This is a genomic window from Citrobacter sp. S-77 (assembly GCF_963864895.1).
Lineage (GTDB): Bacteria > Pseudomonadota > Gammaproteobacteria > Enterobacterales > Enterobacteriaceae > Citrobacter > Citrobacter murliniae.
In genome coordinates this window covers 2,500,351-2,517,273 of the sequence record NZ_CAWLWU010000002.1, presented here as the reverse complement: position 1 = coordinate 2,517,273, position 16,923 = coordinate 2,500,351, and the positions used below count along the sequence as shown (strand labels likewise).

Sequence of the window (16,923 nt, the reverse complement as noted above, 5' to 3'; positions counted from 1 at the left end):
AACAGAATAATTGACATCTTTGACAAGCACTCAGGGCTGTTATGCAACAATATAAGCGGGTAATTGGTTTGGTCATACTGTTAACTATCAGGGTGGGTTCGTGAAGATTGTGCAGGATAAGCTCAGAAACAGGCAGGCATTGCTGGTATCGGGCCTGATTACTCTGATATTTACCTCGTTGTTCCTGTTTATCATTTACGAACAACGTATGGCCACTGCGAGTGAAGGGATCAACCGTCTGCAATCGCGCATGATGGACATTTTTAACGACAATGAACTTCTCTCTGATGCAATTGGGGAACGCTATCATCACATCAGAAATGCCGGGCAATGTGGCGATATGTCGCAATTCGTTCCGCGGAATAAGGACGAATGGGGAATCAATGCCGATCGAGCGCGTGTACATTCGGCATCGGGGAGTATTATCGCCAAAAAAATCAGTAGTCAGGCTCTGTGTATGTACACGGCGGCTGAGTTTATTCGAGGGAAGGTGAACGAGCTGAATCCGGGGACCTTCGATGCACATCGTTATATCATCGCCAAGGATGCTGACTATTTTTACTGGTTTATGCCTGCCGATGCTCGTAACTTCAATTATTCTGATTCTGAGATGGCGAAGGATGTTTCCAGTTTTTTCTATCCGCCCGTCGATTTTTATACCCGATTACTGCAAAAAAATGTCAAAAACAAAGCTCTCAGTTCAACGAACTTTTATACCGATAAAATTACCGGTGAAAAGGCGTTTAGCGTGGTGAGTTATATCTACGATCTTTCAGGTAAAGAAGTCACTGACCATATTGTGGCGTACCTGGTTTATGACCATGCGAAGCCGGAACTAAAGGAGGCGCTGGCGAACGCGTTTGAGTATCGGATCCCGGCGGGACTTAACGTGGCGCTGGTCAATTTACTCAACCTGGATAGTCTTTGTTTATCCGGAAAATGTAATGGCGCCCACTACTCGGTCAGAAGTTTGTCAGAAAAATATGCCCTGCATTATTCAATCTCACTCAGCCGATTTATGGTGCGGGATCCCCAGGCCGGGATTATTATTCTCCTGGCGCCATTCTTCTTCATTATGATCAGCTTTTCGTTGAAAACATGGCTTAATGAGAGTGATCTCAAGGTATATATCGACTCCCTGACCGGCTGTTTTAATCGCAAGATCCTCGACATTATCAAACGACGGGATTTATCACACTGTTCAGTGGTGCTGCTGGACTGTAATAAGTTCAAGGCTGTCAACGACACCTGGGGTCATGCGGCTGGGGATCGTGCGCTGCAAACTATTGCCAACAGAATGCTGTCTAACACCCGAACCAGTCACGATATCGTGATCCGCACCGGTGGGGATGAATTTATGATCCTGCTGTTTCGCTCCCAGGCGAGCGATGCTCTTGCCATAGCCGAGCGTATTAGTGGGCAGGTCAACAGCCACGTATTTGTGGTGGATGGTCATACAGTGCCGCTGTCGGTGTCATGGGGTATTGCAGAAGTTAATGGTGAGCTGGATGTGGCAATCCAGAATGCGGATAACGAAATGTATAAGATGAAACTGGCAAAAGTATAAAAGCCGCCAGAGGAAGTTCTGGCGGCTTTATAAATTACTGACGGGTGGCGGCTTTCATCGCACTGGCAAAAGCTTTCAGTTCAGACAGCATCTGTTCCGGAGCTGAAACATTTTTTTCGATGATTTTGACAACCGCTGAGCCGGAAATGGCGCCAGCAGCACCTGCTTCAATCGCCCCTTTTACCTGCTCAGGCGCAGAGATACCAAAGCCCTGTAAGGCGGGAGGCGCATTGTATTCTTTCAATTTTTCGACCAGATGGTGCAACGGTAACGCAGCCCGATTTTCTGCACCTGTTACGCCTGCCCGCGAAAGCAGGTAGGTATAACCGCGGCCACTGGCGGCAATCTGTTGTAACAGTTCGTCGTCAGCGTTCGGCGGGCAGATGAAAATAGGTGCAACGTTATGGCGTAATGCAGCAGCCCTGAACGGTGCTGACTCTTCAATTGGCACATCAGCCACTAACACAGAATCCACGCCGACTTTTTCACACTGAGCGTAAAACTCGTCAATACCTTTGCTGAAGACCAGATTGGCGTACATCAGCAAGCCAATAGGAATGGCAGGGTGCTTCTGACGAATCAGCGCCAGCATTTCAAAACACTGCGACGGCGTGACGCCTGCTGCAAACGCACGTAATGTGGCTTCCTGAATTGTCGGGCCGTCAGCCAGTGGGTCAGAGAACGGAATACCAAGTTCAAGTGCGTCGGCACCGGCGTCGATTAATGTATCAATAATTTTCAGTGACTGTTCAACAGAAGGATCGCCGAGGGTGACGAAAGGGACAAAAGCGCCTTCCTTGCGGTCTTTCAACTGGGTAAACAGGCTTTCATAACGTTCCATCAGATTTCCCCTCGCGCTTTCAGAATATCGTGTACGGTGAAAATGTCTTTGTCGCCGCGACCGGAGAGATTGACCACCAGCAACTGCTCTTTTTCCGGGTTTTCATGCATCATTTTCAATGCGTGTGCCAGGGCGTGAGAAGATTCCAGTGCCGGAATAATTCCCTCATGGAGACACAGCGTTTTAAAGGCTTCCAGTGCTTCGTCATCGGTAATCGAAACATAGTCAGCACGACCGATGCTGTTCAGATAAGCATGCTGTGGCCCGACTGACGGGAAGTCCAGGCCCGCGGAAATCGAGTAGGACTCTTCAATCTGTCCCTCTTCGGTCTGCATCATGGGGGATTTCATACCGAAGTAAATCCCGACGCGACCATGCTTTAATGGTGCGCCGTGTTCACCGGATTCAATTCCGTGACCACCCGGCTCAACGCCAATCAGACCGACGCTGGCGTCGTTTATGAAATCAGCAAACATGCCAATAGCATTTGAACCACCGCCGACACAAGCGATAACCGCATCCGGCAGGCGGCCTTCTTTTTCCAGGATCTGCGCTTTGGTTTCTTCCCCGATCATGCGCTGGAATTCACGCACAATGGTTGGGAATGGGTGCGGGCCAGCCGCCGTACCGAGCATATAGTGCGCGGTATCGTAACTGCCAGACCAGTCGCGCAGCGCTTCGTTACAGGCATCTTTCAGCGTGGCGGAACCGCTGTGTACCGGGATCACTTCTGCACCCATCAGGCGCATACGGAAGACGTTTGGCGACTGGCGTTCGACGTCTTTTGCACCCATGTAAATGCGGCACTTCAGGCCCAGCAGAGCACTGGCGAGAGCAGACGCAACACCGTGCTGACCCGCGCCGGTCTCCGCGATGATTTCGGTTTTCCCCATGCGTTTTGCCAGTAACGCCTGGCCCAACACCTGGTTGGTTTTGTGCGCACCGCCGTGCAGCAGATCTTCACGCTTGAGATACAGCGTGGTGTTTGTGCCTGCGGTGATGTTCTGGCATTTGGTCAGTGCAGTAGGACGACCCGCATAGTTTTTCAGCAGATCGGTAAACTGAGCCTGGAACTCAGGGTCTTTCTGCGCACTGACGAATGCTTCTTCCAGTTGACGCAGCGCTGGCATCAGAATCTGCGGCACATACATGCCACCAAATTCACCAAAATAGGGGTTGAGTAATGTTGTCATGTCCTTTTCCTTAATATGCGCGCAGTGTTTGAAAGACCGAAGCCAGAAGACGAGCGTCTTTGATGCCCGGCTGCGACTCTACGCCAGAATTGAAATCGAGACCGGCACAGCCGGTTTTAGCTGCCTCAACGCAGTTATCTGCGCCAAGTCCGCCAGCCAGAAGAACGTTATCCAGCGATTGTCCGCCTAAAAGTGTCCAGTCAAAACGTTGACCGCTGCCGCCGAGCCCGTTGTCGAAAATGTATTTATCAACATGTTGATAGCTCCGGGCAGGCAGTGACTCACCAACGCTTAACGCTTTCCAGATTTGCACGTGTTCCGGCAATGCGGCGCGCAGCGTATCGATATATGTCTGATCTTCGTTGCCGTGTAATTGCACGGCTGTGAGCGCCAGATTTTTGACTTTTACACACACGTCATCAATATCGTGATGACGAAACACGCCGACATACTGTAGTGGTGCGCCTGCCATGACCTCACGTGCCTGCTCAACACCAACGACGCGCGGAGAAGAGGGGACAAAAATTAACCCGCCATAGATCGCACCTGCTTCATACGCAGCTTTTGCATCCTGCGCCCGGGTCAGGCCGCACACTTTATTTTCGCCGAGCAGAACGCGACGCACCGCGGCATGGAGATCGTCATGGGACATCAACGCGGATCCAATCAAGAAACCATTGGCGAAGTGACTAAGTTCACGTACCTGGCCGTAGGTATTGATGCCGGACTCGCTGATGACGGTTACGCCGTGACCCAGTCGCGGTGCCAGCTGGCGGGTGCGATTCAGGTCAATCGACAGGTCACGTAAATCACGGTTGTTAATACCGACGACTTTTGCGCCAAGTGCAATCGCGCGTTCCAGTTCCTCTTCGTTACTGACTTCCGTCAGTACGCCCATTTTCAGACTGTGAGCCACGGCGGAGAGCTGGCGATATTGCTCGTCGTCTAATACCGATAACATCAGCAGACAGGCATCCGCCTGGTAATAACGCGCCAGGTAAATCTGGTAAGGATCGATAATAAAGTCCTTACACAGGATCGGCTGCGGTGCGATGCGGCTAACAATTGGCAGGAAATCAAAGCTTCCCTGAAAATATTTCTCGTCGGTCAGTACAGAAATCGCTGAAGCATAATGTTTATACACACCCGCAATTTGAGCCGGATCGAAGTTATCGCGGATCACGCCTTTTGACGGGGACGCTTTTTTACACTCCAGAATAAACGCGGTGCGGGTCCCCTGCAGCGCATCGTAGAAATGACGGGAGCTAGGCTGAACGTCATTTTGAAAGCTGGCCAGTGGTTGTTGCTGTTTGCGGGCGTCTACCCAAATCGCCTTGTCTGCGACAATTTTCGCTAAAACGGTTTGCATCATTTACCCTCTTGCTGCCAGTGCAGTGACACGGTCATAAGCCGCTCCGCTGCGCAGTACGTTAATCACAGTTTGCGCATTGGCTTTTAAATCTTCTTCACCGTGCAGGCGCATTAACATGGCGACATTCGCGGCAACAGCAGCCTCGTGAGCGGCTTCACCTTTACCTTGTAACAAGCGACTGAGAATGTCACGGTTTTCTTCCGGGGTGCCGCCTGCCAGCTGTTCCTGATGGTATGGCGTCAGGCCAAAGTCATCCGCTGTCAGCTGATAACTCTTGATTTCGCCATCATGCAGCTCAGCTACGATGGTTGGTGCATGCAGTGAAACTTCATCCATTCCGCCGCTATGAACCACGGCCGCACGCTGATATCCCAGTACGCGCAGCGTTTCGGCAATCGGCAGTACCAGTTCCGGACTGTAGACACCGATCAGCGCCAGCGGCGGATGCGCCGGGTTAATCAGCGGCCCAAGTACGTTAAACAGCGTGCGGGTTTTTAGCTGCTGGCGGACCGGCATTGCGTGACGAAAACCGGTGTGGTACTTCGGCGCAAACAGAAAGCAGACGCCCAGTTCATCGAGCGCCAGCCGGGATTTATCGGCGTTCATATCCAGATTTATGCCAAATGCCGCCAGCAGATCCGAGGATCCAGACTTACTGGATACGCTACGGTTACCGTGTTTAGCTACTTTTAACCCACAGGCTGCGGCGACGAACGCGCTGGCGGTGGAAATATTGATACTGTTGCTGCCGTCGCCGCCGGTACCAACGATATCGGCGAACAGATAGTCCGGACGCGGGAACGGTGCGGCATTTTCCAGCAGAGCGGTGGCTGCACCAGCGATTTCATTTGGATGCTCACCACGCACTTTCATACTCACCAGCGCAGCGGCCAGTTGTTCGGGCTTCAGTTCACCACGTACTACGGCGGAAAACAGCTGGTGGCTCTCCTGTTGTGTGAGCGTTTGAGCCTGGTACAGTTTCTCCAGAATTGGCTGCAGGATGTTGGTTTGTTCCAGCTTCTGTTGCGCCCAGGCCAGCGTTTGTTCCAGTAAACGTGCGCCCTGGGTGGTGAGAATCGACTCAGGATGGAACTGGAAACCGCACACGCGATCGGTGTCATGGCGCACCGCCATCACCATGCCGTTAAAGTGGGCGTTAATGGTCAGTCCGGCTGGAACGTTACTGCCTACCAGCGAGTGATAGCGCGCTACCGGCAGCGGATTCGCCAGACCTGCGAACATAGCCTGGCCGTCATGCTCAATGCTGGAGGCTTTGCCGTGCAAAATTTCACCAGCCTGACCCACATATCCACCGTAGGCTTCGACAATCGCCTGATGTCCCAGACAAATGCCGATGATCGGCAGCTTACCGCGCAGACGGGTTAACAGCTCCGGCATACAGCCTGCTTCGCTTGGCGCACCGGGGCCTGGCGAGAGCATCAGTACCGGGTTTTTCATAGTCGCTAACCGGTCAATTAACGTCTGTGCCGGAATATGGTTACGGTAAATGACGACGTTATGACCGTTAGTACGCAGCTGATCTGCCAGGTTATAGGTGAAAGAGTCGATGTTATCGAGCAGCAGAATATCAGCCATTAGAATGTCTCCTGTGCATGGTGCGCGGTAGCGATAGCACGCAGAACCGCACGTGCTTTATTACGAGTTTCATCGGCTTCAGACTGCGGAACAGAATCCAGAACAATCCCGGCACCGGCCTGTACGGTGGCAATGCCGTCTTCCACCAGCGCGGAGCGGATCACAATGCAGGTGTCCAGATCGCCATGGGCAGTGAAATAGCCTACTGCTCCGCCATAGCTACCGCGGCGGCGACCTTCCGCTTCCGCGATAAGCTGCATGGCGCGAACTTTTGGCGCACCGCTCAGCGTACCCATGTTCATACAGGCGCGGTAAGCATGCAGGACATCTAAATCGTTACGCAGTTCGCCCACGACGCGGGAGACCAGGTGCATAACAAATGAATAGCGGTCAACTTTGGTCAGATCTGCAACGTAGCGGCTGCCCGGTGTACAGATTCGTGCCAGGTCGTTACGTGCAAGGTCCACCAACATCAGGTGCTCAGAAAGTTCTTTGTGATCGGTGCGCATCTCCAGTTCAATACGACTGTCGAGATCGCGATCCAGCGTTCCGTCTGCACGACGACCGCGAGGGCGGGTCCCGGCAATCGGGTAGATCTCAATCTGGCGGCTGGTGGCATCGTATTTCAGTGAACTTTCCGGAGATGCACCGAACAGTGTGAAATCATTATCCTGCATGAAAAACATGTACGGGCTGGGATTGCTCTTCTTCAGCACATAGTAAGCGGCCAGTGGTGACGGACAAGGAAGCGAAAAACGGCGGGAAGGGACCACCTGGAAAATTTCGCCTGCACGAATGGCTTTTTGCAAGCTACGTACGACTGCACCGAACTCTTCGTCGCTCTGATTGCACTCGCAGCGCATGTCTGGTACATCCGTGACCGGTAGCGGCGGCGCAGGTTCGGTTAACTGCTGGCTCAGCTGTGCCAGACGCGCATTCAGACGGCGTTTTTCCTCTTCACTGGGGGTAAATACGCTGGCCTGGATACGAGTGCTTTTTTTCTGGTGGTCGATGACCATCAGTGTTTCAGCCAGGTAGAAGCAGTAGTCAGGGCAACGGTTACCCGCTTCAAGCTGAGGTAAATCTTCAAATCCGGCGACTAAATCGTAGGAAAACAGACCGCCGAAGAACATCGCCTCACGCTCTTGCGCCGGAACGTTGACCAGTTCCTGCAATAAACGAAAAGCATCAAAAACGGAAAGCGAACATAAGCGGGCATCTTCATCCAGCAATGGGCTTACGGCCGGAAAACGCAACTGGCGGGCGTTTGGCTGTTTCTCATTGTCAACACCTGCGGGCAGGGTGGCATCCAACAGAGGGAGCAGCGATGCACCGTTAGCAGATAACGCCTGAATGGTGACGGTGTCACCTAAAGCGGTAATACGCAACGCGCTGTCGACCAGCAGCAGGCTTTTCAGATCATTTTTGCTGTCGATATCGGCAGACTCCAGCAACAACGTCGCCGGGCGAGCGCCGCAGACCTGATGGAACAATGCTGTCGGATTCTCACGATAGGCGGCATCACAGGCCAGCAGTTCAAGTGTCGGTTTTTGTGTTTGCATCGTTATTCTCATTAATTTTGTTCAAAAAAAAGCCCGCTCATTTAGCGGGCCTGGTATCTGGTTGCATATTGCAGACGTAAGACACTGCCCGAAATCAGGAAGTGCGCCACCAACCATGCAGTACAAATGTTGCTTTCATCTCAGATACCTTCTTCATGTGAACTTGCGTACTAGTTAACTAGTTCGATGGAATAAAGTCAACACCTGATTTCAGTAAATTTGTCGGAACCGCTATGATGAGCGTGATACGACATTTATAGAAACGGGAGCCGCCTTGAGCGACACGAATTACGCAGTGATTTACGACCTGCACAGTCATACAACGGCGTCCGACGGACGATTGACGCCAGAAGCGTTGGTACACCGTGCGGTAGAGATGCGAGTCGGTACACTGGCGATCACCGATCATGACACCACGGCAGCTATTGCGGCGGCAAGAGAAGAAATTTCACGTTCGGGTTTAGCGTTAAACCTGATCTCTGGCGTTGAAATTTCAACAGTCTGGGAGAATCATGAGATTCATATTGTGGGTCTGAATATTGATATTGCACACCCCATGATGCGTGAATTCCTGGCAGAACAAACGGAGCGTCGTCAGCAGCGAGCGCGATTGATTGCTGAACGACTGGATAAAGCCCATATTCCGGGAGCATGGGAAGGGGCGTTGCGTCTGGCTGATGGCGGAGCTGTCACGCGGGGGCATTTTGCGCGTTTCCTGGTGGAGTGTGGAAAAGCCACCACTATGGCCGATGTATTTAAAAAATATCTTGCCCGCGGGAAAACCGGTTACGTTCCGCCGCAGTGGTGTACAATAGAACAAGCTATTGATGTCATTCATCATTCTGGCGGTAAGGCGGTGCTGGCTCATCCTGGCCGGTACGATCTTAGCGCTAAGTGGCTGAAAAGACTGGTTGCACATTTTGCTGAACATCACGGTGACGCGATGGAAGTCGCGCAGTGTCAACAGTCTCCCAATGAGCGTACCCATCTGGCAACGTTAGCACGCCAGCATCAGTTGTGGGCATCACAAGGGTCTGATTTTCATCAGCCATGCCCGTGGATTGAATTGGGTCGTAAACTCTGGTTGCCCGCAGGCGTTGAAGGCGTTTGGCATCTTTGGGAACAGCCCGAGACTACAGAGAGGAAAGTATGAGCCAGTTTTTTTATATTCATCCTGATAACCCACAACAGCGACTGATCAACCAGGCCGTTGAGATTGTGCGTAAAGGTGGGGTGATTGTTTATCCAACCGATTCCGGCTATGCGTTAGGCTGTAAAATTGAAGATAAAAGTGCCATGGAGCGCATTTGTCGTATCCGTCATCTGCCTGATGGGCACAATTTTACGCTGATGTGCCGCGATCTGTCCGAGCTGTCGACCTATTCTTTTGTGGATAACGTTGCCTTTCGTTTGATTAAAAACAATACGCCAGGCAACTACACGTTCATCCTGAAAGGGACAAAAGAGGTGCCGCGCCGACTGCTGCAGGAAAAACGCAAAACTATCGGCCTGCGCGTACCATCAAATCCAATCGCGCTGGCGCTGCTGGAGGCGCTGGGTGAGCCAATGCTCTCCACGTCGCTGATGTTGCCGGGCAGTGAATTTACCGAGTCCGATCCGGAAGAGATCAAAGATCGTCTGGAGAAGCTGGTTGATTTGATTATCCACGGCGGTTATCTCGGGCAGCAGCCGACAACGGTTATCGATTTAACCGATGATTCTCCGGTGGTATTGCGTGAAGGCGTCGGCGACGTTAAACCTTTCTTATAAGGGCGCAACTCGGTATACTACGCGGCCTTAAAATGGCGCTGACTGGCGCCGTTGATTCTCCTGTTCGACGCCTGTGAAGGCGACACCTAAAGGAAGCTCTATGAGCGAAAAGTTACAAAAAGTGCTGGCGCGCGCTGGCCACGGTTCTCGCCGTGAAATTGAATCCATTATTGCAGCGGGTCGCGTGAGCGTTGATGGCAAAATCGCCACGCTCGGCGATCGCGTTGAAGTGACGCCTGGTCTGAAAATCCGTATCGATGGTCATCTGATTTCGGTGAAAGAATCTGCGGAGCAAATCTGTCGCGTTCTGGCGTATTACAAGCCGGAAGGTGAACTGTGTACCCGTAATGACCCGGAAGGTCGCCCGACCGTTTTTGACCGTTTGCCAAAACTGCGCGATGCGCGCTGGATTGCAGTTGGTCGTCTGGATGTGAATACCTGTGGTTTACTGCTGTTTACCACCGATGGTGAGCTGGCGAACCGTCTGATGCACCCAAGCCGCGAAGTTGAACGTGAATACGCGGTGCGCGTGTTCGGCCAGGTTGATGATGCAAAACTGCGTGATCTGAGTCGTGGCGTGCAACTGGAAGATGGTCCGGCAGCATTTAAAACGATCAAATTCAGCGGTGGTGAAGGGATTAACCAGTGGTATAACGTTACGTTGACTGAAGGGCGTAACCGCGAAGTGCGTCGCTTGTGGGAAGCTGTAGGCGTACAGGTTAGTCGTTTGATCCGCGTGCGTTATGGCGATATCCCGCTGCCAAAAGGTTTGCCACGTGGTGGCTGGACCGAGCTGGACCTGGCGCAGACAAACTATTTGCGTGAGCTGGTGGAGTTAAAGCCGGAAACCTCATCGAAAGTCGCTGTTGAGAAAGATCGACGTCGTATGAAAGCGAACCAGATCCGCCGTGCGGTTAAGCGCCACACCCAGGTCGGCAGCAGTCGTCGTCCGGGTGGTCGTAGCAACAACGGTTAATCATGAGTAGGCCTGATAAGCAACGCGCCATCAGGCGTTAGCGTGGAGCCGGATGCGGCGTAAGCGTATCCGGCCTACTGTTAGTAATCGATCCCCATCTGGGCTTTCACGCCCGCTTCAAAGGCGTGCTTAACCGGGCGCAGCTCGCTGACCGTATCCGCTAACTCCAGAATATCGCGATGACATCCACGGCCGGTAATAATGACCGTCTGATGCGAAGGGCGGGTATTTAAGGCGTTGAGAACCTCTTCAAGCGGCAAATAGTCATATGCCACCATATACGTCAGTTCATCCAGTACGACCATATCCAGCTCAGGATCGGCCAGCATGCGTTTACCATGTTCCCACACGGCAAGACAGGCGGTAGTGTCTGATTCACGGTTTTGGGTTTCCCAGGTAAATCCTGTCGCCATTACCTGAAACTCCACGCCGTGGGGTTCCAGTAAGTTTCTTTCACCGTTCGGCCACGTGCCTTTAATGAATTGTACTACGCCGACTTTTTTTCCATGACCGACTGCACGCGTGGCGGTACCAAACGCAGCGGTGGTTTTCCCCTTACCGTTGCCAGTAAAGACAATAATAATTCCGCGTTCATCACTGGCTGCGGCAACGCGTGCGTCAACCCGCTCTTTTACGCGTTGTTGGCGCTGCTGATAGCGTTCTTCACTCATTGGGCTATTCCTGGTTTACGGCCCGGTTGGGCGTCGAAGGTCATACCGGTTTTACGGCGGCTGTCGTCGCCCATCAGCCACAGGTAGAGCGGCATAATATCGGCGGGTGTTTTTAATTTTAGCGGATCTTCTGTCGGGAATGCGCTGGCTCGCATGCTGGTACGTGTACCGCCGGGATTGATACAGTTAACACGCAGATGGCGGTTCTGGTACTCATCTGCCAGAACCTGCATCATTCCTTCAGTAGCAAACTTGGAGGTAGCATATGCTCCCCAGTTGGCTCGTCCCTGGCGACCGACACTAGAAGACGTAAACACCAGCGACCCGGAATCAGACTGGAGTAATAAAGGTAACAGTGCCTGAGTCAGCATAAAAGTGGCATTCACGTTAACCTGCATCACATCCTGCCAGACCTGTGGATTTTGCTCACTCATAGGGCAGATATCGCCCAGTAATCCGGCATTGTGCAGAACGCCATCCAGGCGTGGATAATGCGTGGCGATACGCTGCGCCAGTTGGTGACACTCTTCAGAAGTGCAGGTCAGCAGATCCAGCGTAAACCACAGTGCTGTAGAGCTACTTTCAGCGGAAATTGCATGGGCGACCTGGCGCAGTTTATCTTCGTTGCGACCCAGCAGAATAACGGTCGCACCGTAGCGCGCGTAGGTTAGTGCGGCTTCACGTCCGATGCCATCACTGGCACCGGTGACCAGAATAATGCGATCGTGTAACAGATCTTGTTTAGGTTGGTAATGCACGGCTACTCCTCGGCGACGCTCTGGCCATCCCGTTCGCTATAACTTGTCGGCTTTATGCCTTAAACCCTGCTATTTTTCAATCAGCCAAAGGTAATAACACCGCAAAATGAACACTTTGTCATGCTTTTTGCTGATTCTGCTGCCGAATGGATGAAGCAAGACGAGCAAACACGCCTGTTGTACACTGAGCAAAAGTAGCGTTGTTAAACCAAGGTGGGATACGTGGAATTGTTGTCTGAATATGGGCTGTTTTTGGCAAAAATCATCACTGTCGTGGTGGCAATTGCGGTTATTGTCATGCTGATTGTGAATGCTACTCAACGCAAACGTCAGCGTGGGGAATTACGGGTCATCAATCTCAGTGAGCAATATAAAGAGATGAAAGAGGATCTGTCGATGGCCCTGTTGGACGGTCATCAGCAAAAACTGTGGCATAAAGCGCAGAAAAAAAAGCACAAGCTGGAAGCGAAAGCTGCCAAAGCAAAAGCGAAGCTGGGGGAAAGTGCATCATCAGACAAACCCCGCGTCTGGGTGCTCGATTTTAAAGGTAGTATGGATGCCCACGAAGTCAGTGCGTTACGCGAAGAGGTCACGGCGGTACTCGCGGTAGTAAAACCTCAGGATCAGGTGGTTGTTCGTCTGGAAAGTCCTGGCGGTGTGGTTCATGGTTATGGACTGGCTGCATCACAGTTACAGCGTCTGCGCGATAAGCAGATCCCGTTGACGGTAACGGTGGATAAAGTTGCGGCCAGCGGCGGATATATGATGGCCTGCGTGGCGGATAAAATTGTCTCAGCGCCGTTTGCCATTGTCGGCTCAATTGGGGTTGTTGCGCAGATCCCTAACTTTAACCGTTTTCTGAAAGGCAAAGACATTGATATTGAGCTACATACTGCCGGACAGTACAAACGGACGCTGACGTTGCTCGGTGAAAATACGGAAGAAGGGCGACAGAAGTTCCGCGAAGATCTGAACGAAACCCATCAGTTGTTTAAAGATTTTGTTCATCGCATGCGTCCGACGTTGGATATTGAACAGGTTGCCACCGGGGAGCACTGGTTTGGACAACAGGCGCTGGAAAATGGGCTGGTGGATGAGGTGAATACCAGCGACGAGGTGATCCTGAGCCTGATGGACGGTCGTGAGGTGCTTAACGTTCGCTATATGCAGCGTAAAAAGCTGATGGACCGCTTCACCGGTAGTGCGGCTGAAAGTGCCGATCGCATATTGCTGCGTTGGTGGCAGCGTGGGCAAAAACCACTGATGTAAGCTTTAAGACTATACAAATGAAAACGCGAGGCCTGTGCCTCGCGTTTTGCTTTTAATCGATCAGGTGATACTTCTCAGAAAGTACGTGCGCCAGATGTTTAAACATATTAAACACAGCTGTACTTTTGGGCGTCGGTAGCCCTTGCTCGTCTAAAAAGTAATCTCCGCTGAAAACCAGCACACCATTACGCTGCGTGACTCCAGTGGCGACAATCCCCGCCAGCGTGTCCTCATGCTCACGAATGATTTTGTTGGCTTCAATCAGCAGTGTTTCGCGATCGATGGGTTGAGTGTCTTTATGCATTATTTACTCCTTAAACAAGGACATTAGTCTACGCCGAGCCCGGCTTTTGGGCAAATATTCCCTGACAAAAACGGTGGTTTTACGACAGTGTCGTTACTGGCGAGATTTGTTTTTGCATGCTAATAAAGTTGCGTAACGCATTTTATCAGGTACAGTGTGACGCTTTCGTCAATCTGGCAACAGATTTGCTTGACATTCGACCAACATTCCGTCGTGCTATAGCGTTTTCGTGCAAAAAATCCTGTTAACTCAGTTACATGAGAGTTACATTACGAACGCGCAATCAGTACAAGGGTTGATATCCGCCGACGCAGAGACCATATCGATGTCTCGTCGCCAGTGGAAGGTGAATCAACGCGCGGCGTATTCCTGGAAGAATCAAATTAGGTAAAGGTGAATATGGGTAAAGCTCTTGTCATCGTTGAGTCCCCGGCAAAAGCCAAAACGATCAACAAGTATCTGGGTAATGACTACGTGGTTAAATCCAGCGTCGGTCATATCCGTGATTTGCCGACCAGTGGCTCAGCAACTAAAAAGAGCGCCGACTCAACCTCCACCAAAACGGCTAAAAAGCCCAAAAAGGATGAACGTGGCGCTCTCGTCAATCGTATGGGTGTTGACCCGTGGCACAACTGGGATGCGCGCTATGAAGTGCTGCCTGGTAAAGAGAAGGTTGTTTCTGAACTGAAACAACTGGCTGAAAAGGCCGACCACATCTATCTCGCAACCGACCTTGACCGCGAAGGGGAAGCCATTGCATGGCACCTGCGGGAAGTGATCGGGGGCGATGACACCCGCTATAGTCGCGTGGTGTTTAACGAAATCACCAAAAATGCGATTCGTCAGGCGTTTGAAAAACCGGGCGAACTGAACATTGATCGTGTTAATGCGCAACAGGCACGCCGCTTTATGGACCGTGTCGTGGGCTATATGGTTTCACCGCTGCTGTGGAAAAAGATTGCGCGTGGCCTGTCTGCCGGTCGCGTACAGTCGGTAGCCGTGCGGCTGGTCGTTGAGCGTGAACGCGAAATCAAGGCATTCGTGCCAGAAGAGTTCTGGGAAATTGATGCTAATACCACCACGCCATCCGGCGATGCATTGCCGCTGGAAGTGACGCATCAGAACGATAAACCGTTCCGCCCGGTTAACCGCGAACAGACGCTTGCCGCAGTAAGTTTGTTGGAGAAAGCGCGTTATAGCGTACTGGAACGTGAAGATAAGCCAACCAGCAGTAAACCTGGTGCGCCGTTCATCACCTCCACGCTACAGCAGGCTGCCAGCACGCGTTTGGGCTTCGGCGTGAAGAAAACCATGATGATGGCGCAGCGCTTGTATGAAGCAGGCTACATCACCTATATGCGTACTGACTCAACGAATTTGAGCCAGGATGCTGTATCTATGGTTCGTGATTATATCAGCGACAATTTTGGCAAAAAATATCTGCCGGAGAGTGCGAACCAGTACGCAAGTAAAGAGAACTCACAGGAAGCGCACGAAGCAATCCGTCCTTCTGATGTCGCCGTGCAGGCGGAATCGCTGAAAGATATGGAAGCTGACGCGCAAAAACTGTATCAGCTGATCTGGCGCCAGTTTGTTGCCTGTCAGATGACACCGGCTAAATATGACTCCACCACGCTGACCGTGGGCGCAGGTGATTTCCGCCTGAAAGCGCGTGGACGTATTCTGCGCTTTGATGGCTGGACTAAAGTTATGCCAGCACTGCGTAAGGGCGATGAAGATCGTATTTTACCTGCAGTGGACAAAGGCGACGAGCTGACGTTAATCGAACTGACGCCAGCGCAACACTTTACCAAACCGCCAGCACGTTTCAGTGAAGCGTCACTGGTTAAGGAACTGGAAAAACGCGGGATTGGTCGTCCATCCACCTATGCGTCGATCATTTCTACGATCCAGGATCGCGGCTATGTTCGGGTTGAGAACCGTCGTTTCTACGCTGAAAAAATGGGCGAAATCGTCACCGATCGTCTGGAAGAAAACTTCCGCGAACTGATGAATTACGATTTCACCGCACAGATGGAAAACAGTCTCGACCAGGTGGCTAACCACGAAGCCGAATGGAAGGGTGTGCTTGACAACTTCTTCAGTGATTTTACTCAGCAACTGGATAAAGCCGAGAAAGATCCTGAAGAGGGCGGCATGCGTCCTAACCAGATGGTACTGACCAGCATAGACTGCCCGACCTGTAGCCGTAAGATGGGTATTCGTACCGCCAGTACCGGTGTCTTCCTGGGCTGTTCCGGTTACGCACTTTCGCCGAAAGAACGTTGCAAAACCACCATTAACCTGGTGCCAGAAAACGAAGTGTTGAACGTGCTGGAAGGCGACGATGCAGAGACCAACGCCTTACGTGCGAAACGTCGCTGTCAGAAGTGTGGCACGGCGATGGACAGCTATCTCATCGATCCAAAACGTAAACTGCATGTATGTGGTAATAATCCTACTTGCGACGGTTACGAAATCGAAGAGGGCGAGTTCCGTATCAAGGGTTATGACGGTCCGATCGTTGAGTGTGAGAAGTGTGGCTCTGAAATGCACCTGAAAATGGGGCGTTTTGGTAAGTACATGGCTTGTACTAATGACGAGTGTAAAAACACCCGTAAGATCCTGCGTAACGGTGAAGTGGCCCCGCCGAAAGAAGATCCCGTTCCGTTACCGGAGCTGCCTTGCGAAAAATCGGACGCGTATTTTGTGTTACGTGACGGCGCAGCTGGTATCTTCCTGGCCGCCAATACGTTCCCGAAATCACGTGAGACTCGCGCACCGTTAGTGGAAGAGCTGTACCGCTTCCGCGATCGTCTGCCGGAGAAACTGCGTTACCTTGCTGATGCACCGCAGACTGATCCAGACGGTAACAAAGCGATGGTACGTTTTAGCCGTAAAACTAAGCAGCAGTATGTTGCCGCTGAGAAAGACGGTAAAGCGACCGGATGGTCGGCGTTTTTCGTTGACGGAAAATGGGTGGAAGGTAAGAAATAACAACCTGTCAGCTGGATTTCTCCTGAAAGGGTCGCGAAAGCGGCCCT

At 51.9% G+C, this 16,923-nt stretch carries 15 protein-coding genes and 1 other annotated feature; of the genes, 6 read left to right on the top strand and 9 right to left on the bottom strand.

Annotated elements, in window-relative coordinates; translation table 11 throughout:
• The first annotated feature begins 100 nt into the window (after nt 1-100).
• Nucleotides 101-1,567 carry a GGDEF domain-containing protein gene (locus AACS05_RS12560; RefSeq protein WP_045443543.1) on the top strand — a complete coding sequence of 489 codons (1,467 nt, stop codon included), beginning with the start codon at nt 101-103 and terminating at the stop codon, nt 1,565-1,567.
• A 34-nt stretch (nt 1,568-1,601) separates the two neighbouring features.
• Here the strand turns inward: AACS05_RS12560 and trpA are convergent, their stop codons facing one another.
• The 6 genes from trpA to trpL all read right to left on the bottom strand — a co-directional run bounded on the left by trpA (nt 1,602) and on the right by trpL (nt 8,270).
• The gene (gene trpA, locus AACS05_RS12555) at nt 1,602-2,408 is read right to left on the bottom strand and encodes a tryptophan synthase subunit alpha (RefSeq protein ID WP_045443540.1); all 807 of its coding nucleotides are present in this window, start codon (nt 2,406-2,408) and stop codon (nt 1,602-1,604) included.
• The gene (trpB, locus tag AACS05_RS12550; RefSeq protein WP_045443538.1) at nt 2,408-3,601 is read right to left on the bottom strand and encodes a tryptophan synthase subunit beta; all 1,194 of its coding nucleotides are present in this window, start codon (nt 3,599-3,601) and stop codon (nt 2,408-2,410) included. The genes trpA and trpB overlap by 1 nt, the downstream gene beginning before the upstream one ends.
• A 10-nt stretch (nt 3,602-3,611) precedes the next feature.
• On the bottom strand, nt 3,612-4,970 hold the full coding sequence (gene trpCF / locus AACS05_RS12545; protein ID WP_045449642.1) for a bifunctional indole-3-glycerol-phosphate synthase TrpC/phosphoribosylanthranilate isomerase TrpF: 1,359 nt from the start codon (nt 4,968-4,970) through the stop codon (nt 3,612-3,614).
• A 3-nt stretch (nt 4,971-4,973) separates the two neighbouring features.
• Nucleotides 4,974-6,569: a bifunctional anthranilate synthase glutamate amidotransferase component TrpG/anthranilate phosphoribosyltransferase TrpD gene (trpD, locus tag AACS05_RS12540; protein WP_045443535.1), complete on the bottom strand. Its 1,596-nt coding sequence runs from the start codon at nt 6,567-6,569 to the stop codon at nt 4,974-4,976.
• Entirely contained in the window at nt 6,569-8,131 is a 1,563-nt protein-coding gene (locus tag AACS05_RS12535; RefSeq protein WP_045443532.1) for an anthranilate synthase component 1, read from the bottom strand. The genes trpD and AACS05_RS12535 overlap by 1 nt, the downstream gene beginning before the upstream one ends.
• Nucleotides 8,132-8,154: 23 nt before the next feature.
• Nucleotides 8,155-8,249: a sequence feature (Trp leader region), on the bottom strand.
• A complete protein-coding gene (gene trpL / locus AACS05_RS12530; protein ID WP_012905981.1) occupies nt 8,226-8,270 on the bottom strand; it encodes a trp operon leader peptide in 45 nt (14 codons plus the stop codon). Its footprint overlaps the feature before it by 24 nt.
• 135 nt (nt 8,271-8,405) lie before the next feature.
• Here trpL and rnm point away from each other — a divergent pair, with 135 nt between their 5' ends.
• The 3 genes from rnm to rluB all read left to right on the top strand — a co-directional run bounded on the left by rnm (nt 8,406) and on the right by rluB (nt 10,877).
• Nucleotides 8,406-9,284 carry an RNase RNM gene (rnm, locus tag AACS05_RS12525; protein ID WP_045443530.1) on the top strand — a complete coding sequence of 293 codons (879 nt, stop codon included), beginning with the start codon at nt 8,406-8,408 and terminating at the stop codon, nt 9,282-9,284.
• The gene (locus tag AACS05_RS12520; protein ID WP_045443527.1) at nt 9,281-9,901 is read left to right on the top strand and encodes an L-threonylcarbamoyladenylate synthase; all 621 of its coding nucleotides are present in this window, start codon (nt 9,281-9,283) and stop codon (nt 9,899-9,901) included. Before rnm ends, AACS05_RS12520 begins: the two co-directional genes overlap by 4 nt.
• Nucleotides 9,902-10,001: 100 nt before the next feature.
• Nucleotides 10,002-10,877 carry a 23S rRNA pseudouridine(2605) synthase RluB gene (gene rluB / locus AACS05_RS12515; RefSeq protein WP_045443524.1) on the top strand — a complete coding sequence of 292 codons (876 nt, stop codon included), beginning with the start codon at nt 10,002-10,004 and terminating at the stop codon, nt 10,875-10,877.
• A gap of 80 nt (nt 10,878-10,957) precedes the next feature.
• Here rluB and cobO read toward each other — a convergent pair whose 3' ends face one another.
• Together cobO and AACS05_RS12505 are read right to left on the bottom strand one after the other, a co-directional pair.
• Nucleotides 10,958-11,548 carry a cob(I)yrinic acid a,c-diamide adenosyltransferase gene (gene cobO, locus AACS05_RS12510; protein WP_045443521.1) on the bottom strand — a complete coding sequence of 197 codons (591 nt, stop codon included), beginning with the start codon at nt 11,546-11,548 and terminating at the stop codon, nt 10,958-10,960.
• Entirely contained in the window at nt 11,545-12,306 is a 762-nt protein-coding gene (locus tag AACS05_RS12505) for a YciK family oxidoreductase (protein ID WP_045443519.1), read from the bottom strand. Before AACS05_RS12505 ends, cobO begins: the two co-directional genes overlap by 4 nt.
• A 222-nt stretch (nt 12,307-12,528) precedes the next feature.
• Between AACS05_RS12505 and sohB the strand changes: the two genes are divergently transcribed.
• Nucleotides 12,529-13,575 carry a protease SohB gene (sohB, locus tag AACS05_RS12500; RefSeq protein WP_045443515.1) on the top strand — a complete coding sequence of 349 codons (1,047 nt, stop codon included), beginning with the start codon at nt 12,529-12,531 and terminating at the stop codon, nt 13,573-13,575.
• A 52-nt stretch (nt 13,576-13,627) separates the two neighbouring features.
• Here sohB and AACS05_RS12495 read toward each other — a convergent pair whose 3' ends face one another.
• Nucleotides 13,628-13,879 (bottom strand): YciN family protein, encoded by a 252-nt coding sequence (locus AACS05_RS12495; protein WP_003020616.1) that lies wholly within the window; start codon nt 13,877-13,879, stop codon nt 13,628-13,630.
• Nucleotides 13,880-14,278: 399 nt separating this feature from the next.
• On the opposite strand from AACS05_RS12495, the gene topA reads away from it, so the two are divergent.
• Nucleotides 14,279-16,876, top strand: coding sequence for a type I DNA topoisomerase (gene topA / locus AACS05_RS12490; protein ID WP_045443510.1), 2,598 nt, complete (start codon nt 14,279-14,281; stop codon nt 16,874-16,876).
• Nucleotides 16,877-16,923 lie beyond the last annotated feature (47 nt).